Consider the following 25,600-nt stretch of genomic DNA (forward strand, 5'->3'; position numbering starts at 1 on the left):
AAGCTCATTATGCACATGGAAGCGCTTTGAAAGGGCGATTGGCTTTTACATGAGAATGGGTTATGACTTGCACTAAAATGCTCGAAAAGCCTTAAGATAGTCAATGTTATCTAAGTCATGGTAGTCACGTTCCTCTTCGGGCAGGCCCTCGAAGATTTCATAGGCTTTTGCGGCAGAGTCCTGTCGATCAACACTATGTGTTCTCATCAAGCCCCTGTTGATGTGTGTTTTTAGTATCAAAGAAGGCGAGCGCCCCTTCTCTTTCCACTTCCTTATTAAATTAGTACTCACCGTAATAAGTTCATGTGCAGTATTGTCGCTTGCCGTAACTTGGTTTGATTTTTTTAACGATAGATATTTATTGTAATAGAAGTCAGTGTTATCTGGGGACAGGCTAATCGCTTTATCAAAGCACTTTATAGCTCCCAGATAATCCCCCAGCCACTGTTTGGCAAGCCCAGCCACATTGTGAAGATCGGCATTTTCACCTTCCAGCCTTAGGCCTAGTTCAGCCAATCGCAATTGCTCTTCGAACTGGCTCTGCCTGAACCTCACGTTAGCGAGAATATGGCAGGCGCCTGCCTGTGTCTTATCGGAAGAGATAAGATTCTGGAGAAGAACGGCTGCCTCTTCATATCTCTTGTGGCAGTACAGATCATCCGCCTGCAAAAGCAACTCCTCAAAGTTCAGGATCTTCTCAGCCAATCTTTGCTCATGGTCTACATACTCCCTCTCCTCTGCTGACGCATCGGAAATTCTACTTTGGTTCAGCAATACGCTGTTCTGTACCGTCTGGCATAATCCCTTTAGGCGGTTGAAATCAACAAAGAAGGATTTCGCCAGTTCATAATCTTCCACAGTTATGATATTCTCCTGATTAGTATGCTCGGCTTGGTAGGTCCAGTTATAGGAGCCTGTGACCGTTGTATTCCCATCGAAGATGCAGTATTTATTGTGCATGGTCTGGGCGGTAGAGGGAAAATATAGTCGACCTCCCCTGCTAAGGAACTCAGCCCACCGAAGAGATGCGTCAGAGTCAGAATTATTAATATGGTCATCTCGGATGATCAGCTCGACTGATACTCCCTCCGAGAGCTTCTCCAACAGCAGGCTGGATAGCCGCTTGTTGGTGAACCAGGCTACAGCGATCAGAATTGACTTTTCAGCCTTTGAAATATATTCTGTGATTTCCCCTTCTATCTGGGAGAAAGCCGCCTTAGCCATACGCTTTCCTCATTTGTAATCGTCCCTTTCAGTAATTCAACTTATAGACACTATCAGTTTAAGTGTTGTGACATACCGTCATCTTCGATAGCACCTATCTTTCTGAGGTAGATGATCTCCATCTCGAACACTTCCAGAAGTTCCTCCCGCGTCAGCTCAAGCCCTTCTTCCCAACAACCTTTCAGAATGTATTCCAGCTTCTTCTCTTCATCAACAGGGATAGGATAATCAACAATAGGCTTACTTTCGCTGGTCAGCCCGATTGAATGCTGGAATTCAAACTCTATATCCAGAATATCAATAATATCCTCAACCGTAAGCTTTGCCCTAAGGACTGGGCTAATATTCTGGTGTATGGTTTGAGCTGCATCTTCCTCTATATACTCTATCTCATTGTCCATAATGGTCACGTATTTAATTAAGATATTTCCAGTTCCTCCTCGCTCACGACTGTACCAGGGTTTTCTGGGTCAGTTGGCCTCAGCCCTCCCAGTTGATTCTCAATCCTAAATTGATCGAGCAGAGGCATATTCTTAGCGGAAAGGTTCAAGCCCCACTCAGGCTTACTTTTCTGGCCCAGCTCCATGTAATCCCTGTTTCTGAAGAGGGCGCTTTCCTCCAACCATGCGGTTGATGGTATCATGTAGGTCTGGGGCAGGGTGCCGTTCTGCAAAATCACCAGCCCTAGATAGAGGTTTTCCCGCAGTTGGTTTTCCCAAGCGTTTTTTGAAACGAACACATAGCTAGTCTTCTCACGCCTGATGGTCTTTACCTGAATGTCCACATGTCGGTTGTCGTTGACGCGCACAATGAAATCTATGCCCTTGTCGTCTACCTCCGATGTATAGGTGTCAAACCCTTTTAAGGTCAGGATTAGCTTAAACCAGTACTCACCGATCTTACCTACCTGAAGGTGAGTAAGGCCATCGTAAATCAAATCATGGAAGAGATTATAAGAGTTCATTTGGGAATATTCAAGCCATTTGAGCAATCATGCTAGGGCAACTCAATTTTATACTAGAGCCGCATCTAATGTAACCTTATCGATTAGCCTAGTGATATAATCTGAATTTTGATCTTCTTGAAAGAATACATGGTTATTGTTAAAATCACTGATTGACAGGTTATCCTTCCAGTTTACTTCAATCCATTTAGTATTAGAAATGATGAACGAGTTCAACACCAAATTTTCACCACTGACCTGAGGTTGCACTTTTTCAGCCAGGTACTTATAAAACTGAATTTTTGGATCCTTTATTCCTTTTGAGTTTCTGATACCCTTGGGATCTATAAACGTGAGGTACTGCTTATTTCCTTTTTTGATCCAAAGAATGAAATCAGGATAGAAGTTATTACCTTCCGCAAAAAAGCCAATACCTTTTTTACTTTGGTTACGCAATAAGAAAACCTCATCAAGCGCCTCTGATTCTTTGATTCCTTTTACCTGCGATTCAAAATCTTTCATGAATAGGTTCTCAGAATCATTAAGTGCCACTGGAAATACTTGAAGCTTGTTCTCATATCCTTTGCCTACATACACCAAGGGCTTGTACAAATGCATCAACTGATCAAATGCTTCAACTTGACTAGCAATTTGTATCGTTTTGAAAGCACTGTCCTTAAATTCAGTTTTTAGCTTCAAAAACTTCTTCTCTAGGTCTTCTACTTCTTCGTTTTTGTTAAGCCGAATGTCGTACTGTAGAATCAGGTTATCGTCTGTAGGTAAAAGTTTACGTGTTTCAATGTGCTCAGCGTTAAACCTGTTTTTAAAGTACAGGTAATACTGCTCAATGTATTTTTTGAGTAGTACGGTCACTAACTCCTGCCATACCATTACGTTTTTGAAGGCACTGAACTCCATTTTGTCTTGGGGTATGTAAACTCTATACCAAGCATTGCTCTGTATGATTTGTTGCAGGGAGGTCAACTCAATCTCAAGGTTGGGGTATCCTTTGGCAGCTTTGAAGTTCTGTATATCAAAATATACTTTAGTCCAATCAATTAGTGTGAAATGGTGCTTCTCTAAATAACAGACTTGTTTAGCTGTTTCTACCTTATTTGATTTAGTGCTTTCCAGCGAGTCAATTTTGGGATACCAATCAACTTCAACCTGTTTGTTATTGAAAACAGCAGTGTTCAACTCAAGCTTTACAATCTCCTTCCTTTTGAAGTTCTCCGATTCCTTAACCTGAATGAGCTTTAGACCGCTGGCTGCTATGTCTAATTTATTCTGCGTTGGTATGGTTATGGTAACCCAATCGCCTGCGTTTGTAGGCAAACCCTCTTCCTCCAATAGCTCTTTGAATTTCTCCATGTAATTAGCTTTAACACCAAAAATCTGAAGGGTTTCCAAAGGGCGTAGGTATTTTCTAATTGCTTTTAAGTTCTCTGGCCGCTGGTAATCATCTAACCCAAGAGACCGTTTCAGGCTGAACTGATAACCCTGCAAGCGAACCCCCCTGCCAAATAACTGAATAATTTGTGAGCCTTCTGATTTTCCAATGTTCATCAAACCCATAGAACTAACGCGCCAGGATGACCAGCCTTCGGAAAATTTCTTAGATCCAATCAAAAGGTTGATCTCTTGTTTGGGTTGAGCCTGATTTATCTGGGCAAAAAGCGACTCAGAGAAATCTTTGTCTGCACCCAGAACCCCATTGTTCATGGCAAGATCATGAAGTTTCTTTTCGTCACCAACATTGATTACACCAAAGTATTTATCCGTATCACCTACCCTCAAACCCAATTCACCAGATGCACCTTTCAAGTTATCCAGATAAAGATTTGAGCCAAGGTTATTGTTATGGAATACTTCTCTGTTGATGCCTTCAAAAATCTGTTCAGGCGTAAGTTCAAGTTCTTCTAAGTAGGCAAAACTACCTTCGAAAATACTGTAGCCTTTTCCATCCAACAACCCTGCTTTATTGATAAGGATAAGCTCAATATTTTTGATATACTCGTCTTTGTTCTTCAGGAAGTCAGTGAGAAAATGTACAATGTCAAGGACATCTGATGTATCCTTCTTGTTTTCGGTTCTTACCGCGTTTACGCTACTGCCTACAAATACCCAAAGTGGTTTGAAAAGCCTGAACTGTGTGGCGACTTCGGGCTTGTTTTTAAAAATGAGTAACTGTTGGTAATAAGAGAGAAGGTTGGCCGTTAGGTACTTGTTCTTGAAATCAAGATTATCTTCTTTCAAGTTGAGTATGCGGTAGTCTTTGCCATACCCATCCTCATAAAAGTATTTGTATGAGTAGTCAAACAATATGCTTTTGGCGTACTCCTGTGTAAGCTCTTCTTTCTTTCCTTTTGCTGCTGCACTAATTGCTTGCCCGAAAGTAGCGGAGTATTCAAACGCAAAACCTGTTGTGCTGAGTTTATCCCTAAATCTTTTCCATTGATCACCGCTCATACCACCGTGGCCTTCATCTATTAGAACCAAGTTGTGGGTTTCAAAACTATCTACTGCCACGGTTTTATCCCTGCTTTCTTCTGACAGTTTAGAAATCTCTATGATTTCCACTTCCCTGCCAGAAAACATGCCAGACTGATTCTTGGTGAAAATGTTTGCAGGAATACCAGATAGATTAAAATCATTCAAATGCTGCCTTGACAAAGGTTCATTGGGAGTAATCAGTAAAATCTTGCTTTCATGCCCTTTGCTGTGTTTTTGGGCATAATACAGGTACTGTTTAATATTTACATGCATTAAAAGCGTTTTGCCGCTTCCAGTGGCATTCCAAAATGCAAGTTTATTTAAGTCTGTTTCCTTAAAAGGACTAACCTCGTAAACTTTTTCACCCTTTTTCAGTTTCTTGCCAGACGCTATTGCTTCAACTTGTTTGGTATTGAATTTCTGAACGAATTGGTTTAAATCATGCTGAAGCAACTTTTTATTGCTAAAGAATTTATCTAGGTAAATCTCTGTAAACAACAGGGAGAGATATTGGAAGTACTTCCAAACAATCAGTTCATCACGACCATCCGATATTTCATGAGTATAACGTACGATGTTTTCATCATACTGCTGAAGCATTGATTCGTTAACATGTTCAGTAAGGTACAGATGAGCTTTTAGCTGCTCAAGAAACTTTGTATTTCCCTCTTCTGTGTACCCTTCGGCAGCGGAAAGTTTGAGCTCTTTGAATACTTCTAATCCTTCTTTGGAAACGATTTTAGCACCAATGGCATCTATACCAAAAAGCGATAAGACGTACTTATTGAGTACGATTTTATCATGAAAATTTGCCATTACAGTTCTACCTCGTTAAACATTTTCTTGAAGAAGGTTTCCTCAATTAGTTTGATTTTGAACTGTTCTCCTTCCGAGCGGAGGTTTTCAAGATGATGGTCACCGTTGATGTAAATCTGCTGGAACTCTTTGGTGCGTTGGCTGTCGTAGAATCTGCGCAATAGTTTTTCCACTTCATCATGGGTAGTTGTATCCAAGTCTCGCCATATCACAAGCGTTTTAACTCCTGTTCTGGTTATACCTTCTACTACTTTTATATCTTTTACTCGCTGAACCTTGCTTACATATAAGCCAATGAGATAATTGAACGTTTCAACCAAATCTACTTGGGTTGGTTTTAGTTCGTTGTTTTCGGTAACCTTTAATTGGTAATTAAATGGTTTTCGGAACATTTCAAGATTAAATAAGTGCTCACGGCTTTCCATTTCCAACATATATTGTAAAAGATATTCTTCTTCAACTTTACCTCTAAAATCTAATTCTATATTTGTTTTTAAAAATAGGTTATTAAGTGTATCCTCATAGCTTTCTAAAATCTGATACTTTACTATCTGCGAAATACCACCCTTGTCTTGAGGCTTGCCATTTTTCCAATTATCCGAATAAATAACTTTTTTGATTCTAGGTTTGGTAACTGTTTTAAAATACTCTCCTTGTTCTACAAGCAGATATTTAATATTTCTTTCAGCCCTATTCATTCTAATAACAGCATGCCCTGTTGAGCCTGAGCCTGCGAAAATATCCGCAACAATTGAATCATCATTTAGGTTGAATTTTAGCAAATACTCCATTAATGATGTTGGCTTAGGGTAATCGAACATACCTTCAAACCCTAAATCATTTAATCTGTTCTTTTCAAAGTCATTAGTTTTTACACCACATGATTCATCAATCAAATTACTTGGAACTGCAGCATCGTAATCAACTTTGTCATACCTAGGAGCAAACGAATCAGTTTTAAATATTACACGTGTACCAGCATCTAACTCTGATTTTAAGTTACTTGGCTCCCAAATGAAATTTGATTTTAATACTAAATCACTTTGAAAAACTCCATTCAACACCTCAACATCATGAACAAGCTCGACTTTATTAGTTTTTGTACCATATAATCCGCTTTTGTAAAATCCATCTTTAAGTTTACATTCAATCTTGTCTTTAGGGAATGTTAGTTCCTTATAATTATTATTCTTTTTTATGAGTGGATTATCATTCTCGGCTTCCGATTTAATCCCCACGTATCGAAAATTATTTTTATTTTTTTCATAGCACAAGACAAATTCAACAACTTTTTTTGACTTCTTAGACAGATTAGAAGGAGAAAGTGTTCTAGTCCATGAAAATAACTCAATGAAGTTTTCTTTGCTAAAAATCTGATCATTTAACTTTTTTAGGTTATTTAATTCATTGTCATCTATACTGATAAAAATATTTGCATCAAATGACATTATATCTTTTAATAGGAGAATTCTGTCCTTCATCATTGTAAGCCAAGAAGATGATTCAAAGTTGTCTTTATAAACAAATTTGCCTTGCGCCCTATCCTGCTCACTATTGTATGGTGGATCGATATAAATATTGCTAATACTTTCTTGATATTTCTCCATTAGGAGACTTGTTGCTTGAAAGTTCTCTGAATTAATCAATATACCATTTATTTGATCTTCCAAATCTTCAATTTGCCCAAGCAAACGGTCTTTAAAGTTCTCGTCAAAAAATTTGGTATCCAAAACCAAGAACTGCTCAAAGGTCAATTGTCCATCGTTTTGTATATCCACATCAAACAGACGTTTCCATTCAGCTAGTTGAGCTTTGTTTTGGATTATCTCAGGGTAAAATGAACTAGGTATCTTGTCCAGCGTAATGCAATAGTCGGTACGAATAACGAACTTCTTTTTCAACCAGAGCTTTTTCTGGAAGTTTTCTATTTGTGCCAAAAAGTCTATTACCTTTTGCGCTACTATTTTTATGGCTTTTACCTTGCTTAACTGTGCAACAAAGAAATCGGCTTGTATGGTGTTGATGTCATCCAGATACAAAACTTCATTCTTGATGTAAAAGTCTAGCTCACGAGATAAGAATCCACCTAGATCTTTATGAATGAAATAATCGAAACTGTTTTTAGCTACGTAATCATTAAGGTGCTTTTCTAGTAGCGTTCGTTTGCTGTTTTTCTCGGTTGAACTGAGGGTAAATACAGCAGCATAGCTACTTGGAGTTTTTTCGCTAAGTAATTCCAGTGCCTCATTTAGCAAAACATCTTGCTTCGATGCTTTCGTAGATGGTTCGTAAATAAAGTTGATGAGCAATTCATCTTTGTTTTCCTCTACAGGCTGGTCAATGCAAATTGCAAACCTACGATCCCCATCTCCCTGTGTTTTGTTGTTATTTTGCTCGGTGCTTACTTCCTTCAATTGAAAAGTAACCTTCTTGCCATTCGGAGTATGGAAACTGTAGTGCTTAAAGTTCTCCGACGATTTAATATAATACTGGTCGTGATTCGCCCAGTGCAGTTTTACCTCTTCGCCTTCGTAGGGTATAGCATATACATCTTTCTTGTATCTGCGCATAGAGATGAAATCGCCATCCTTATAATACCTGCGGAAGAAATTTGCCAGATGTGAAAAGACCTCCTGCTCCAGAACATCTGTATTCTCTGCAATTTTTAATCTTTCACGTAATCTGACATATTCTTCGTTTTGCTCTAAGTCGAACTTATATTTTATTGCCTGCTTCTCAATTTCTTTAAGCTCGTTTTCAATCTCCGCTTTATCAGATGATTGCGTTTCGCTTAATGCCTTCTTTATATCTTCAGGGAGCTGTTTGTCAATAAACTCATTTACCTGCTTGCGTTTTTGGTTCATGATACGATAAATACCAAAATCCAGGTCTGCTTTGTTCAGCTCAAATATATCGTTGAGTACGTCTTTTAATTGGTTGTAATTGTTCATTTTAAATAATTTCAAATGATACCGTGAATAGCTCTTCTTCCTTCACGGTTCGGGTTAGTTTGCCTTTTGCCTCAGCAATCATGTTGTCACGTTGCTCGTTGATCTCATCTTCACGGTCATAAATCTCTTGTCTCAAACGATTGTACTTCCGTCTGATTTTGGAGACCTTTTCCTGTAGCTCAATGAGTTCTTGAGCTAATATGTTCTCTTTGTGCTGCTCCCGATCTAGTTCACGCAGTTTTTGCCGCTCCTCCTTCAGGTCAATCTCCAGAGATTGGATTTTATCATCTGCCCATCGCTCAAACTTGGTAAACTCCCGCTGCATAAAGGCAGCGTCTGTTTTTTCAAGAAAGTCAAGTTTCTGTTTTTTGTTTTTCTGATGTTGCTTTTCCAGTTCATCTGTATCAAACTTGGCAAAAGCCTCCGTTTGGATGTTAACATTCAGAAGGTCTCGGAGATTTTGTTCGGAAAGAACCTTTTTGTCTTTAGTGGTACCAGTTAGAATCAACGTATCGTGTTGTTCTATCTCAGAAACTACCGCTAAATTACTAATCTTCAGCAAGCCTTTTGTACCCCTTAGTAGCTCTAATTCATTATACCGAATCGGGGAAGATGCTAAATCAAAGACTAAGTGCGCCTTATCGGTTTTTTCCACTTTGGCTTTAGCTAAAAGTTTTTGGGCTACTTCGCTCTGTACTCGGTAATGTTTAGCATCAGTGCGCTTTTTATTGAGGGTGTACCTGTCCCCAGAATCAATCAACTTAAATGTGAAATCTTCTGGTTCAAACTCAGCCAAATTGACCAAATAGAACCTGGTGATTTCCCAGAGCCATTTCTCAAATTTCTCTAAGAATGTTTTAGTTTGGGAGTAGGTAATTCTGAGCTTGTTAATGACACTACCTTCAAAGTTTTGGAAAAGAACGCTTTGAACCTCTTTGATGCGTTGGTCAATGGCATCCTTGAACTCTTCCTCTAGTGCTTTAAAGTAGGCAGCTATTTCTTCTTTAGTTCGGCATCTTTTATAGGCTTCTATCATGCGTTTCTCAAAATCAACGCCATTTTCTATACTGCCTAGTACATGGTCTGAGCACCCAAAAACACCCTGAAACAAAGTGTATTTCTGATTGAGTAGTTCAAACACCCTATTTTCAACTTCGTTATCGCTATTTAGGAAATTAACTACCACTACATCATGTAACTGCCCGTACCTATGGCATCTGCCTATGCGCTGTTCAATTCGCTGGGGATTCCAGGGTAAGTCATAGTTAACCACCATGCTGCAAAATTGCAGGTTGATGCCTTCGGCAGCGGCTTCTGTAGCAATCATGATCTGGTAATCATCGCTTTTGAAAGCGTCAACCAGAGCATTTCTAATGTCTACACTTCTTGAATTGGACAGCTTACCGTAGTTATTTTTATCAGCTACCCATTTTTGGTAAATAGCACTTGATAGCTCATCATTGTTGCTCCCGTTAAACAGCAAGATCTTTCCATTGTATTCTTCCTTAGAGAGACGCTCAAAAAGATACTGTTGGGTTCTGGTAGACTCTGTGAAGATCAATGCTTTTTGATTTGCACCTAGCTCCTTTAGCTTTGAAAAGCCTGTATCTAACGCTACAATCAGTTTCTCCCCTTTTTCATTGTGTTCAATGCTATTCGCTAGCTGCAAAAATCCCGTAAGCTGGGCTATTTCTTTTTCTATATTCTCTTTGTCCTGTTGAGTGATTTCTGCGACAACACCATCATTATCTATATCAGCCTCCTCACGTTCGTCTTCAAAATTTTCGTACTCTTGCTCAAACCATGATATGATTTCATCCTCAATCACTTTTGATGTGGTAAGCATGATATTTAAGCGTCTGATGAGCGCTTCCAATGTTTTACCAATGGCAAAGGAGGATGAACCAAGCAACTTGAACATAACCGACTCCATCAGGTGCCTTTGCGCCCTTGGCAACGCGTAGATGGTTTCAGTTCTAAGGTATTCTAGTACGTTATTATATAGCTGCGCCTCCTCTTTAGTTGGAACAAACTGCTGGGTAATTGGAATTCGTTCTCTATATGGCACGAATTCCCTAACATCCTGCCTTAAGGTTCTATGTACAATGGGCTTAAGTTTCTCTTTTAGCTCCAATAAATCGGCATCACCATTTACATATTGTTTTCTAAAAGTCTTGATATCGCCAAATACGGTTTGATCAATGATACCTACAAGCCCAAACAATTCTTCTAAGCGATTTTGTAATGGCGTAGCGGTGAGTAATATCTTTTTATAGTCTTTTATGGCATTCCTAATCTTACCTGCTATGCTTTCAGGGTTTTTATGAACGTTCCGTAGATAGTGTGCCTCATCCAGTACTATTAAATCCCATGAAGTAAGCTGGATAAAATCTGCTTGCTTGCTGGCATATTGGTAAGAGCAAATCTTAATGGTTTTGCCATCATCAAAAGGATTCTTTATCCCAGCCTTGTATTTAGCGTTGAAGTTTTTGCTTTCCATCACTTCTGACTTCAAATAAAACTTATCGGCCAATTCATTCACCCATTGCTTCCGCAAGGAAGATGGGCATATTATCAGGATCCGCTTCTTATTTTCAGCCCATTGCTGACTTAGCAAGATCCCAGCTTCAATTGTTTTACCTAGCCCTACTTCATCTGCCAAAATCGCCCCTTTCGAGTAGGGTGATTTAAAAGCAAACAACGCAGCTTCTACCTGGTGTGGGTTAAGTTCTACCTGAGCATCCATTAAGGTCACTCCGAATTTTTCTGATGAATCAGAAGTAGCTCTTTTCAAAAGCTCGTAAGCGTAGTATTTGGCTTGATAGGATGTAATCATCTAATAATTATAACTTCTTTAGGAACAAGGTTTAATGGTGTTGTGAAAGCGGCAGTTTAAGTTATTGACTAAAGCTCCCGCTTTCACCATGTCACCGTTTGTTTTTAATACTCCTCGTCTTCATCAAAATCATCTTCGTCAAAATCCTTATCCTCTATCTTCTCAATTGTTTCTCCGTCTTCATTAAAAAGATAAAAACCTTTAGCCAAACTAATTAGATCATCATCTTCTTCAATTTCATCATCGCCCCACTCGTTCTTTGTTTTGACTTTTATTAGTCGTCCATCACACTGAAGAGTAGCAGATTGCCACTTTTTCCCTATTGAAAACTGTTCACCAGGCTCAATCTCCATCATATGCATGTCATAGCCTTGCTGAAAACCAACAGCATCACTATCATAGTCCTCATCTTCCCCATATCCCATACTTTTTCTGGTCTGGTTAAAATTAGGCATCAATAAAATTGTAAGAGAATCCATGTTAAAGCTTTATTATTAAGTTGAAGTAATTCTTTTCGAGGGTTGATTATCTTAACCGAATGGCATGGAATAGCTAGGCTTAGTTGTGACTATACTGCACAACCAAGCCAGTCTAATGAAATTTGTTTGATGCGAATCGAATTAAAAAAAAGGTAAAATTTCTACTAAGCTTCATCTTTCGCAGAATTGCTAAAGCTTTGTTTTTTAAACCATATTAATCCCTTTCCAGGCCACAGCCTGATGCCCCAAAGTTGGAAGCTACATTGCGTATGCATCAATGTTTACTCCTTGGCCTCCATGGGAAAGCCAAAGAGTAAACATTGATGGTTAATTTGAAAGGGCAAGCGCTGACTCTATAGTTGGTGAAGTCAGAATAAACTCTTTATGTCTGTATGCCTTTAACTTCTGCTTATGATTATCAAAAACATGAGTCATACTCTGCTCTATTATTGATTTGTCAACTAGCTTCTGCGCCTTTTCAGTTTCAAACCACTCCTCTCCGAATAGATGTTCGGGGCTAATCTCAGTACCATCAGAAACTGAAATAAATGAACAAACACTGTAGTTTTCTGACCTTTCATTATTCACCACTACACTCGTAGCAGCAGAAGATGCAATTGCAATTGCATTGGTTGTGGAGGAGAAAGGAAGTTTAACGGAAGCATATCCTACTAAGCCGCCAAAAGATTGGTTCCGACTAATTTCCACCATATGGGTGAAAAAATCGTCTCCAAAACCGAAAAAGTAAATCCTATCACCTTCATTTTTGCCCGCCTTCCCTTGTTCAAAAACATACTTTTTGTTTTCAAATAGAGTATTTGGAAGCCTAGCTTCAGTAAGATCCATGTTTATGAATTCGAATACCTGATTGCCATGCTCTTTTAAACAACCCCCAAATGCCCTTGCTATAGAGTCGGCAAATTGTTTTAGGAAATTAATACTCCTTGGCGCGTAGAAGCTACTTATTTCCTCTAAAGGAATTCCTACACTTGGTGCTAAGTCCTTCTGCTCTAGCTGCACAAAGCTCAAGGCGGCTTTGATTCTATTCTCAGCGGCTACTAACCTATGATCTCTTAGGGTATCATCAAGAATTCCCATAATAGACTCAAAACTTTCCTCCTCTTGGGCTTTTCCTAACACACGGATTGTAGTATCATATATTAGAGCATCATGCAACTCTTCTTTTATACCGTTGAATTCAAGCTGTACTAGAAAATTCCGAACCATCTCATTGATCCTTTGGTTGAGACTTTCCAGTACGCGCTGGTCTGAAATTGAATTTGTCACGAAGAAATTGAAACAGTTTACCTCCTGCTCCTGACCGTATCTCCAAACACGCCCTATCCTTTGCTGCAACCTAGCGGGGTTCCATGGCATGTCAAAGTTGATGACATTATTTGCAAATTGGAGGTTTATGCCTTCGCCTCCTGCCTCAGTGCAGACCATGTATCGGACCTTTGTCCTGAATTTGTCAACTTGACCTTTCCTGTCTTCAACGTTTATTGACCCTTGGATCTCCGCAACATAATCTTTTCCACCTAATGCCTTCTTGATGATTTCAAGGGTTTTCACATATTGGGTGAATATGATAAATTTTTGACCAGTAAATTCAGGGGCGTTAATAACTTCAATAAGCTTCTGAATTTTGGTGTCGACATTTTTTTTCTCAAGCTCCTTCCCGAAGTTTACAATCTTCTCAAGGAACTCAATTTCATTCTTCACAATCTTAGAAGATTTCATTTCCTTCATCAGATTTGCGATATCCCTCTCTTCTTTTTCATCAATTTCCTCGTCAGCATCGAATAGAGGTTCATATCCTTCCTCCTCCAAAGCTTGGTTGAGAAGGTATTTGTATCTAGCCTGCATGGAACGGAAAACATTTTTCCAGCTTGAAGCCAACATTTTCCTATAAACTGAAATAACGAACCCTACTTGGGTCTGAATTTTTCCTGAAAGTTTCTTTTTCGCCTCGTCTAGTGCTCGGATATAATCTACTACCAGTTCACAGAAATGCTGTTCTTCGACGGTGAGTTCTACATCTATGGATTTTGTGGTGACATTCTTAAACAGGGGTTTACTGTCAAAGTCTGTCACACTCAGTTTATCATTCCGATAAACATAGTTTTGAATTATAGCTTGGGAGGCCACTTTTTTAAGAGATTCTTGTGTATCAGTGCCCTTTGGAAATTCTTCCTTATCAAGAAGGTGAAGAAGATTGAGGAACCTGCTCCTGTCACCACTATGTGGTGTCGCGCTTAAAAGCAGCAATTGGCCTACTTTATGGTTCGCCCTCATATCTCTAGTTAGCTTCCACCACTGCGTCGCGTCATTTGAAAACTTATGGCACTCATCTATAACGACAAGATCATAAGCTTCCATCATCCTCAGAATAGCTTCCTCGGTGTCGCCAACCACCATCCCATGGTAAGAAGCTATCATTCTGTTCTTACCGTGGAAACTGCCACTGAACGCTTCGGCACCACCTGTAGTATGCCATTTCCATACTTCGAAGCTCAAGCCGAATTTATCTTTCATCTCCTCATACCACTGCCATTTTAGCCCAGCAGGACACATAATCAACACCCTAGCCTTGTCTTCACCTATCCTCCTGATGGTATTTTGAATTACCAGCCCAGCCTCAATTGTTTTACCCAACCCAACATCATCTGCAAAAAGGAGGTTTCCACCATTAGGACTCGTAATTGACTTCTTCAACGCTAGCAATTGGTGAGGAACAGGCTTAATCCTGAAATCATAGAATTCGTTTGTTAAGCTATTCTGTGCATATAAGTAATGTGCCAAGAACTTCGCCTTTGTTCTATGGATAGTATCTCTTTCTCCACTACTTCCCTCTTCAATCATTTGTAGTGGATCCACAACCATATTCAGGTCAGAGCACTTCACCGTCTGAAAGTTGCCTCCAGTGAATACAACTTGCGCCGCATCACCAGTGACTTTAAATATTTCCCCAATACCAAACCCAGGATGGGATACTTTATCTCCTTGTTTTAACATGTTTGAGTTATCTACATTTTCAGATTTATTCCAGATGTTCTCAGCGGCGTTAACCATTATTGAAATCTGCGTGTTATCAGTTCTTCCCGTTTGGATGGTTACTGGAGATTCACTGTTAGTGTATCTCCATGCAGCAGCAGTAAAGTTCGCGCTAGTATTAAATATAGAGACTTCCCCATCGCCGAGATAAAAGACATAAAGCTTAAGGTGCATGATACCATCTTCATTGTTCACTCCCGCCAAGGTTCGGAAAGTACCGACAGTTTCAATTTTACTCCTTATAATCCCCCTTCTATATGGATTGCTGTTGAAGTTTATATCAGCTACAAACCGAACTTTTATATTATTCACTTTAGCTATGTCTGCCAGCAGCGAAGCCATATATTCATCTACATAGGCAGAACAAATCAAAATTTCTGTTGCCTTTGAAGCGTATTGTGTGAAAAGCTTTTCTGTTGGTGTTGGTTCGTTAACTACATTCATTTTAAAGAGCACTCCGCGGGGCGGATTTTTAAGTATTAGATTTGAATTATAAACAAAGGTGATATATGAATCATTATTACTTAAGTCTGCCCAAGACCAGTTAGGCTTCCCTCTTTTGATATTGTCAACTTTGGTGTAGGCTAGAATGTCATTCTCAAGCAAGGCCTGATCCAATCCGTTCAAAAAGGCTTTTTTTTTCCTTTTGTATCCCCATTGACTCCACAATAGGCTTGAGAATTTTCTGCGACAAAACCCTTTTGTGTTAATATCATTTACTGCAACTTTTATAAATTCCTCGAAATCATTCATTTACCTAAAAATAGAAAGAGTTTTGTCGCATAAATTAACAAGACAGGTTTATGCTATTTTTGTTAATTGGTACTTTTCCCCAATATAAATAAAGGCCTTTAATTTATGTATGAAAAACAAATATTCTAAAAGATACAACATAGAAGAACTAATAAAAAGGTATATTTAGAAACAGCTTTATAATACCTGATCAAACAATGGAACTTATCCTCAATGATAGCTACTGCCCAGAATGCCAACTCTACAATGAAGAAGTTGAGTTGCTGCTCAACAAAGATGATTTTATAAAATCCAAAAGCTTACCAGGAACCCAGTGGCAAAATAAGACTCGAAAAGCAATCTCTCAGCCTTGAAAGAATCTATATGATACTTAACTCCCTGACTGGCAGCCAATACAAAGGCTCAGCCTGTGTCAATGAGGGAATCTGGCAGCGCTGGTGCGAATACGCCCACAACTCCCAAAGCGGCAATAAAAAGCTAATTTAACTTTGCTCTACCCCTAGCTACGAGAGAAAATCCGCTTCTTCGCTTTGCAGACACTTCCCAGCAACCTTTCCAAAAAGGAAGTTGTGGCGATAAAATACCCATATATGCAGAAACTCAGGACCAGGGCCTATGGGCATAACTAAATCAAAATTTTTTGACTTTAGCAATAGTCCGAGGAAAAGGGAAACTACTCCCCACTATTACTATCATTTAAATAATAAATTAAATCTCAGAATCAGAAAGTAAAAAATGGAACGTGCAATAAGATTAAAACAAGCTTCTAATGCATTAGGAATTAGCGCTACCCAAATTGTTGAATATCTAAATTCTATAGGTAATTATATTGAAAATAAGCCAACCACTAAATTAAGCATTGAACACTTTCAATTAATAATAAATCAGTTTGGTGAAAAAATTTCTAACAAAGAAGAATTATACAAGGATTTAGCAAAACCAGTTGAATCTCAAATTAATCGCGCCCTTCCACCTGTTTCTAATTATGGATTGCTTAAAAGAGCATTTTCCATTAACAAAGACGGGAGTGTAAACCAAGATGTAAAGTCAGACAATCAAAACTCAACAACTAAATCCTTACAGACTAAATTACTACAAGATGAAGTAGTTAAAAGCCACAAAGATTTAGACCAAAGAACTATCTGGGATAAGTATATTTTAGCTCAAGAAAGAATTCTTGATTACCAAGCTTTGCCTATTGCCGTTAAGCCAGAATATGAGATTAGCGAATCAGGAAAATTAAAAATTGAAGTCGATCAAGATATATTTAAGGCGGCATTTGCCTCTGATATAAGAAAGGTATTCAACTTAAAAGAAGAAGAGTTTTCATTTGATCATGGCTCAATATTGCAATCAGTAGAAATCACTAAACATATCCAGCCAGAGAAATTAATTAAGCTAAGGGATGATGCTAAAAAATTCTATATAAACTTTAATGAAAACCCTGTGATCGAGGGTGAAATAACAACGAAAGAAAATCTCCTTACAATCATAGAAACCATCACTGGAGAGACCCAAGTTCGCAATAAATCTAAGAACAAGGGAATTCTTTATTTAACTACACATCAAAGGGAACAGCTTGACAAACACTCTAGTTTACTTTCGTTTGAATCCTGTATAGGAGCAGTATACCAATTAAGACCTTCCTTATCATACTATATATCTAGGTATTATAAGAACTCTGAAATTGAAGCTAATTTAGAATCAGAATCTGTTATTGTTAAAAACGGAGAACTCCATCCCAACCTAGTCAATAAATTACATAACGAGATAAAACTAAAGTTTGTAAGTTATCAGATAGAGTTTCAAATTATAGCTGATTATGATATCAGCACAAATCAAGAAATAAATAATAGATATAAACTAAATTTCAATAAAGGTGCAGGCTCCCTAACACCCAGTGCCAATCTCCCTGTACCAGCCCAAAATACTTTTTTATTTGAACTTGAAGCACCTACAAATGAGGAAGATTTTGATATAAATTTAAAGTACACCCTTATACTAAAAACTTTAAAAAGGTATTATAACGATTATGAAATCAAGTCAAACTATAAAACAAAATATTCATTTGAAAAATGGCGTTTAAACAGCTTTTTCAAATTATTTGATTCGGAAACAGAACAGTTCTGGAGAAACTTGTATAGCACAATACACGGAGATGAGCTACAAATTAGTCAAAGTTCAAATACAGTTTCATTTGACTTTGAAACTACCTCTGAGCTTAATTCCAAATTAGAAAAATTAAAAGCCGTCAAACACCTTGAATTAATCGATTATGGAGATAATCACAAATTTAAGTATAAAGTAAAATTCAAGAATGACTTACCAGATCTAGCAAGCAAGTTAAAGCAATCCATTCCCTCATTAACAACTCGGATTCTATCTTATGGGAGCAAGCTTCATTTCAGATTTTTTTATAAAACTGGAAATCGCCAGATAGCACTTGCAATAGTGAATGACGTCCTTGAAACTGAGATTAATTCTAATAAGTATTCTTATTCTGTAGATAATCTTTTCAAGGAGAAATATATATGTGAAGAAAATTTCGACTTAAAGGTAGAGGAAGAGACTGAAAAGCTCACAAAATTAAAAGGAAGAGAATTTTTTATCGGAGATAAGAAGGGTAAAAAGTCCATAGGCACCCTTCGCAAGGTATCTTATCCAAAACTTGAATTCTTAATAGAAGAAGGGCTGCCTGAAACCGTTGAAGCCCTTGAACAACATAAACTCAGAGCTGTTACTCCTGATTTAAAAGGCGATAGGGACAAAATTGCGAGATTGAGAGAGACGATGTTGAAGTTACAGTCGAAGGATCCGCTACCTAATGACAATGTAAAACGCTTCCTATTTGACTCTTCCAAAGCAAAACCAATCCAAGATATTGAGCTGATCTTAAATTCAAATAGTTCAGAATGGCAAGACTTTGAAAAACATATATATTCCAAATCATTAAACGATTCGCAGAAACAAGCTGTCTTCAAATCATTAAAGGGAGAAGAGTTAGTCCTCATACAAGGCCCGCCTGGCACAGGTAAATCAACCGCGATAGCAGAAATAATCTGGCAACATGTAAGGGTTAATCAAAAGGAACGACTTTTACTTACCTCTGAGACGAATCTTGCAGTCGATAACGCTATAGACAAATTAAAGAACCCTAATCACAACCTGGTAAAACCAGTGCGGTTCGGAAGTGACGAAAAGCTAGAGTCGGAAGGACTTTTTTACTCATTGGCAGAAATGGATAGATGGGTTGAAGGGTTGTCTGAAAATAACAATGCTATAAGGCATTGGTTGAATAATATCGCCTCAAGGATAAATAACTACTCAAATGAGTCAGCGCCGCTAGAGCGCTGGAAACAACACCTTACTAAGCCTCAAAGAGACACTAAATCACTTTTCAAATCAACTTATATCAAATTCGCGAATGTAATCGGGGCTACAGGAAGCTCAATTGGCTTTAAAAACTCTGAAGGAAATTGGACTGGTTTTTACCGATCGTATTTACAGATAGTTGCTGGTGATAATTATTTCGAGAAAGCTAAGAAAGGCAATTTTGAAATTAAATTTGATACAGTGGTAATGGATGAGGCGAGTAAGGCTACACCGCCCGAACTAGCACTGCCATTGATTTATGCAAAGAAATCAATTATTGTTGGAGACCACCGACAGCTACCTCCCTTATTAGATGGGGAAGAAATAAAAGAAAAGCTTCTAAGTATTGGGGAGTTTGAGCTGGCAAAGACATTATCCCGTAAGGAATTTGAAATTTCTCAGTTTGAAAGGCTATTCCTTAATATAGATAGTAGTATTAAAGGCACTTTTAATACACAGTACAGAATGCACCCAGCCATTAATGAAGTTATAAAGCAATTTTATATTCAAGACGGCGGTCTGAAGTGTGGGTTACCTTTAACTGAAGAAGGCCATAAAAGTTTTGAAAGTCCTTTCTCCCGATACCATGGACTTTCAAATGGAGGCTTTTTACTACCGCATATTCATACTGTGTGGGTTGATGTACAAGAGCCTGAAATGCTTGAAGGCACGTCACGCATAAATTATGGTGAGATCGACGCAATTAAGCGCGTGCTCGACTCCATAAAGAGTAGCGACGGCTATGATAAATTTACAAACTGGTTACAACCACAGCCGCTTGAAGAGAAACAAATAGGAATAGTTAGCTTCTATGGAAAGCAAATTAAACTACTCAACCAATTAGCTGAAGAATACAAGGACAATCTCCCCATCAGAGTCAGTACGGTGGATAGGTTTCAGGGCATGGAACGAAACATCATAATTGTATCCATGGTGAGAAGCAATACAATAGCAACGCACAAGGATCAACTGGCTAACTATGAAATTTATCCCCTCTTAGGCTATCCAACACAAGAAAGCTTAGGGTTCGCAGAATCGCCTAATAGACTTAATGTGGCGTTATCAAGAGCTAGAAGACTTCTTGTGATAGTTGGTAACAGCCAGCACTTCTGTAAAAAGCCCATTTACAGAAATGTATATGATTCAATAAAAAACTCACCACACGGATTAATCGTGGATTACAAGCACCTATCTAATTATTTAGTAGCTCAGAATGGAACAGTATAACAACATATCAAATACATCTTATACAATTGATTGGGAGGTTAAAGCTGTACCATATATAATTGAATATAAAGTAGCTTATCCTATAACAGAAATAGATGAAATACTGTGCCAAATACTTAGAGACTTTGATGGAAAAGTTACTAAGTCTGAACTTGGGGTAACATTAGGGTTTAATGTTTTAGAATGTGAAGAGACAGGTAAGTATTTAGACCAGGCGGAGGTAGAGATATATGAGAACTATCTAAAAGAATTATTCAAATATGGTTTGGCTGATGAGGTCGAAAATTTTATAAACCTAACAGATGGTGGTATTTTAGCATTAAACACTGGTCTTAAGTATTTGTCTTCAAAGGCAAGTACGCAATTATTTAGCAATATTGGCCTTTCAGAAACTCAACCGAGCTTTGCATTTACAGAATTAGGGCTTAGAAACGAATTAAATATATCTAATAACCTAAAAATCAACCAAACAGACACAACTATTGCTGAAGCGCTCAATCGACAAGTTTTCAACAATAATATTTACTTGGGTGAAATTACTGCATCAGAACCCCTGACTGTTGGGGCAAGCTATAAAACTATCAAAGTTGAATGTCGGTTTTCTAATGACCTTGGGAAACCTGAATTGCAATTTTATTACAATAATATTCTTACGGCAGGTCTTTCTGATGCGATTAATCTGCCCTCTAATGCCCATGTTAAAAATAGATTAATTAGAAGAGGCTTATTTGAATCTCTTAATCAAAATCCAAACTCAAAGTTAACTCCATCGGAAATTGCTTTGTATATCGAACTTTGGGATTGGAAAGAGTTGGTTAAAGATTCTAGGGTTGATTGGTCAGATCAGGCAATCTTTGAAATCCTTTCTGTTAAAGGTGATGGTGGTACTTGGCAAGATGTATCTAAGCATGCTCCAATAGAACACATTAAAACAGTTTTAAATACTTATGAGGAAAAATGGGACTGGACTGTATTAACAGAAAGGTTTGATATTTCATTTGTCTCAAATTATATCAAAGACTTTCCATGGAACTTTGAGCTAATATCCATAAAAGATCCATCATTAGTTTATCTCTTGGCTTCTGACCAAGAATGTATAGAGTTTGGATGGGATTGGGACGCTATATCTCTTACTTCGAGTGATGAAAATATTACTAAGTATGCCCACCTGTTGCCATTCAACTTTCACCTCCTAACTGAACATCGCAGCCATGTGCTTATATCAGGTTTGTTAAAAGACAGTCAGCTCTTAGGAAAACAGTGGAATTGGAATTACATCACCGATAAATTTGGCTTAAGTTTTCTAATTGATAACATCAATAAGTTCGATAAGTATCTAAAATGGGAAACTTTGCTCACTAGGGTGTTCACCAATGAATCCTATAAGCAAATCTGTCTAGCCAACAAGGAATTCGAGCAAGCGCTGAGACGTCAGCAAAACGAGCAGTTAAAGTATTATAGCATAGCTGAACAGAAGTTCTTCTGGGATTTTGAATCCATCCTTTTTTTCGAAGGCTTAAACTTAATAAGGTGGGAAGACAGTAGTTTTAGCAAGGGCTTTGAGAGTAATTCTAATATCAAATGGGATAAACAGTTGTTTGACACGTTCAAACATCATGTAAAAAGTGAGAAAGGGGTGGATGCCATGAGCAAAAACCTTAAAGATTATAAAGTGATTCAATCCTCCAACTTCGGTTGGAACTGGGATTTACTCTCAGGAAATGGTGCATTAATCAATAACTTACAATTTCTCACTCAGTTCATTCACCAGTTAAATTGGGAGATGGTTATATACTCTCTCAAACCTAACTTTCTTCAAGATTACCTAAGTGAAATCCATTCTTTAAACCTGCTTTCATCAAATCCCTTCGAACAATTCTGGCCAGTTGTAACAGAGAGAGTGTCAGAGGATTTTATTTTAAGCAACTTCTCAATACATCCATGGGATTATAAAAAAGTCTCTGATAAAAGTTATGGCTTTTTAGAGGCGTTATTAATCAAGTACCAACCTTATAGTAAACCTTTCAACTGGATCAAGCTCGTAAGAGTACTTCCTGCATATGTTTGGGAAGAAAATATTAAATTATTCAATGACAATTTGAATGTAGGAGATGACGAAAAATTACCAATATGGCATATACTATCTGAGAAAACAAATCTTGAAACTATACTTGAAAACCCTTTATTACCATGGGATTGGACGTTTTTAACAAAGCTTGTTATAGATATACTAAAAATCAATAGGCTTAATGATATACGATTTGTTGATAAGTGGGATTGGAAATTTATCTCAAGGACTTTTACAAAGGCACAGGTTCTTGAAGGGTTAAATTATAATGAAACACATTGGGATTGGGAGTACCTACTAGGGAATGTATTTACCCTCGACGATATTGATTCTAATGAAGATCTTAAACACAAGATTATAACGTGTATTAATAACACGGATACTGAAAGCCGAAGAAAAGCTTGGACTAAAATAACCCTAAAGTATCCTATCGGCTTATTATATCAAAGATTAGAAGAAACACAGAACAATTCAAGCTTTCATTGGGATTGGGATGCCATATCTTCGAATGAGCATATTCCAATTAACCAAAGCGGCATAAATAAATTTTTAAATAATTGGAATTGGTCATTGCTAACAACCAATCCATCAATCACAAAATTATTTGACTTTGATCAATGGGAGGATAAAGAACACTATAGCAGAAACGTGTTTAGATATTTAGAAACCTATCGTTCTAAATGGGACTGGTCAATTCTATCCAGGCACAAACACCTAACAAAAAATACTAAGTTCATCTCAAAGTTTAGAGATGAACCATGGGACTGGGACTTTATTAGTGAATTTGGCGGCTTATTCAGAGCGAAGGAAGAGTCGACTTTAATCTCTTCATTATCAAGGTATAGACAAGAATTAAATTGGGCCAAATACTCATTGAGAAATGATGTCAAGTTAACAGAATCACTAATTAGTAGGTTCTTAGATCAGGAGTGGGACTGGGAAAGCCTTTCTAACAATAGGCAACTTAAAGTCTCAGGCGATTTTCTAACTAAGGCTTCTGGAAAACCATGGAGTTGGCAAGCCATATCAAAACGAAATGATATTCTAATCAATAATCAAGTTATAATAGATCTTAAAAGCAAAGATTGGGATTGGGTTACTCTTTCTTCGCGCAAAGACATTGACTTCACAGAAGAATTTATTACTCAACTCGTAGACAAGGAATGGGATTGGCTGGAAATATCCCGAAACCCTTCATTCACACCTACAACTTCTGTTTTAGAGCTTGTCTCCAATAAGGGTTTAGATTGGGATTATTTATCTAAAAGAGAAGATGTAGTTTATGATATTTCTTTGCTTAAGCGCTTCAGTCAATATCTGAATTGGCATGCTGTCACCCGACACCCATCAGTATCCTTCTCTGATCAGAAAACTCTAAAGGAATTTGAGGGCCGCTGGGATTGGGCTTATATTTCTAAACATATAGACTCAAAGATAACCGATGAATGGCTTGAATTATTTAAGGATAGAATAGACTGGGCACAAATAAGTCAAAATAACTACTTAGTTTTCACAGATTCACTCCTTAATAAATTTAAAAATAACCTCAACTGGTCATTCATATCAGGGAACCCAAATATTGACTTCACAAAAGGGTTGGTTGAAAATTATGAATTTTTATGGGATTGGCATAAGCTCTTACATAATCCAGGCGCAAGAGAAAAGCTTGGAGATTATATTCAACAAAATATTGATTCAAAGCCAACTCTTAGGTTCCTGAGCCGAATAGATCAACAGAAATCTAGCTGGAAGGGATATATTTACCATTTTGCCCATATTGATAACGCAGTTGAAATAATTAAGACAAGAAATATAAGAAGCCGTAATTCAGCTAAACAGAGAAGTGATGCAGCAGGAAGCGTTGTACACCGACGTGGAGATGCACATGAATTTGCACGCTTTTATTTTCGCCCCCAAACCCCAACGCAGTTCTATAATCAGTTTTTGGGAAAGGATAAAAATTCAACTTACACTACGAGACGTCCCGACATCTATGGGATTTGGCACGATATGCAAGCCTCTTATTACGACAGTGCAAAAAATCTAGGCTTTCCTAAATGCCCCATACCGATATTCTTTCGATTTTCTTTAAAAGAAGTATTAGAAAAGAAATTGGGCACTTGCTATATGAGTAATGGAAATATGCAGACTAATCGTGCTAAACTTGGAAAGTTCTCTGAAATGGTTAACTTATTAAACTATGATAAGCTATTCATGCAATTTAATCCAAAAGATTGGCAAGATTACATACACTATTCCCAACAAGAATTTTTAATAAAGGAAGAGCTTAATTTTGAAGACTTAGATTCACTTGAAATTATTTGCGCAAGCGAAGCTGATAAAAATCTTCTAATAAAACTTATTGAAGGAAGTAAAATTGACTACAATATTATCAAAGTTGATAGTGGATTAAATATTTTTCACCATGATAATCCAAGGATTGATGTTTATGAAACAGAAGATGCCATCATTGCAAAAACTTCCTTTGAGGGGGAAGGAATAATTAAAATCACATCAAGTGATGTATTAGAACCTTCAAAAATCATTGAAGGCGATATATTAAAAGTCTCAGATTTCGAAATTGTATTTAAGAACCATATTAAACTTAAAAGAATGACATCAAAAGTTACATTTACTTTTGTCGATGAATCTAATAGGGAATGGTTCATTTATAAAAATTAGATCTATGCCTACAACTTTTATAAAAGGGAATATATTCAATTCTAAATGCCAAACGGTAGTTAATACTGTTAATTGCGTAGGTGTGATGGGTAAGGGTATAGCCAAAGTTTACAAGCTTAGGTATCCTCACATGTTTGAAATTTATAAGCAACACTGTCAAAATAAAATTATCGGCATTGGGAAGCTTTGGTTATATGATAAGCAGGAAGGCGCACCTTGGGTCCTAAACTTCCCTACGAAAGTCCACTGGAAATACCCAAGTAAGATAGAATATATTGAAAGAGGGTTACGAAAATTTGTTGAAGCATATAAGGCCAAAGGGATTTCTTCCATTGCCTTCCCACTTCTAGGTACCCATAATGGGGGTTTAGCAACCGAAGAAGTTAGAAGCATGATGTTTGAATATCTGGAGAAATGTGATATTGATATTGAAATTTACGATTATGACCCAAATGCAGCGGATGATCTGTTTGATGCTTTTAAAAGTAGATGGATGAACTTATCCCCTCAGGAAATTAAACAAGCCACAGGGATTCAGCCACAATATATTCGTAAGATCAATGATGTTTTGACTGATGCAAGAATTAACTCTATGATAACATTAGCCAATTATGATGGTATAGGAGATAAAACTCTTGAGAAGGCTTTTCACTTTGCAATGAGCAATGATCAACTCAGGTAATTTATTTAAAATTTGCCTCC

Annotated in this window: 11 protein-coding genes; 3 read left to right on the forward strand and 8 right to left on the reverse strand. The window is 37.6% G+C overall.

Translation table 11 applies throughout. From position 1 onward, the window contains the following. Positions 1-72 precede the first annotated feature (72 nt). The 8 genes from ACYVJQ_RS12530 to ACYVJQ_RS12565 form a co-directional block, all read right to left on the reverse strand. The gene (locus tag ACYVJQ_RS12530) at positions 73-1,224 is read right to left on the reverse strand and encodes a phospholipase D-like domain-containing protein (RefSeq protein WP_460893418.1); all 1,152 of its coding nucleotides are present in this window, start codon (positions 1,222-1,224) and stop codon (positions 73-75) included. A 53-nt stretch (positions 1,225-1,277) separates the two neighbouring features. Next, positions 1,278-1,625, reverse strand: a complete 348-nt coding sequence (locus tag ACYVJQ_RS12535; RefSeq protein WP_460893419.1) for a hypothetical protein — start codon at positions 1,623-1,625, stop codon at positions 1,278-1,280. A gap of 17 nt (positions 1,626-1,642) precedes the next feature. After that, positions 1,643-2,188 carry a DUF4365 domain-containing protein gene (locus tag ACYVJQ_RS12540; protein WP_460893420.1) on the reverse strand — a complete coding sequence of 182 codons (546 nt, stop codon included), beginning with the start codon at positions 2,186-2,188 and terminating at the stop codon, positions 1,643-1,645. A 48-nt stretch (positions 2,189-2,236) separates the two neighbouring features. Then, complete coding sequence (locus ACYVJQ_RS12545; RefSeq protein WP_460893421.1) at positions 2,237-5,476, reverse strand: DEAD/DEAH box helicase family protein; 3,240 nt, start codon at positions 5,474-5,476, stop codon at positions 2,237-2,239. Then, entirely contained in the window at positions 5,476-8,427 is a 2,952-nt protein-coding gene (locus ACYVJQ_RS12550; protein WP_460893422.1) for a site-specific DNA-methyltransferase, read from the reverse strand. The genes ACYVJQ_RS12545 and ACYVJQ_RS12550 overlap by 1 nt, the downstream gene beginning before the upstream one ends. 1 nt (position 8,428) lies before the next feature. After that, entirely contained in the window at positions 8,429-11,263 is a 2,835-nt protein-coding gene (locus tag ACYVJQ_RS12555) for an SNF2-related protein (protein ID WP_460893423.1), read from the reverse strand. 104 nt (positions 11,264-11,367) lie between these two features. Further along, the gene (locus tag ACYVJQ_RS12560; RefSeq protein WP_460893424.1) at positions 11,368-11,742 is read right to left on the reverse strand and encodes a hypothetical protein; all 375 of its coding nucleotides are present in this window, start codon (positions 11,740-11,742) and stop codon (positions 11,368-11,370) included. A 327-nt stretch (positions 11,743-12,069) separates the two neighbouring features. Continuing rightward, entirely contained in the window at positions 12,070-15,549 is a 3,480-nt protein-coding gene (locus tag ACYVJQ_RS12565; protein ID WP_460893425.1) for a helicase-related protein, read from the reverse strand. Positions 15,550-16,284: 735 nt separating this feature from the next. Between ACYVJQ_RS12565 and ACYVJQ_RS12570 the strand changes: the two genes are divergently transcribed. From ACYVJQ_RS12570 to ACYVJQ_RS12580, 3 genes are read left to right on the forward strand one after another with little or no spacing between them, the layout of a single operon-like run. Further along, positions 16,285-20,148, forward strand: a complete 3,864-nt coding sequence (locus ACYVJQ_RS12570; RefSeq protein ID WP_460893426.1) for a DEAD/DEAH box helicase — start codon at positions 16,285-16,287, stop codon at positions 20,146-20,148. After that, a complete protein-coding gene (locus ACYVJQ_RS12575) occupies positions 20,135-24,898 on the forward strand; it encodes a DarT ssDNA thymidine ADP-ribosyltransferase family protein (protein WP_460893427.1) in 4,764 nt (1,587 codons plus the stop codon). The genes ACYVJQ_RS12570 and ACYVJQ_RS12575 overlap by 14 nt, the downstream gene beginning before the upstream one ends. Positions 24,899-24,902: 4 nt before the next feature. Further along, positions 24,903-25,580, forward strand: a complete 678-nt coding sequence (locus tag ACYVJQ_RS12580; RefSeq protein ID WP_460893428.1) for a macro domain-containing protein — start codon at positions 24,903-24,905, stop codon at positions 25,578-25,580. Positions 25,581-25,600 lie beyond the last annotated feature (20 nt).

It is taken from the genome of Rufibacter soli (assembly GCF_054781795.1).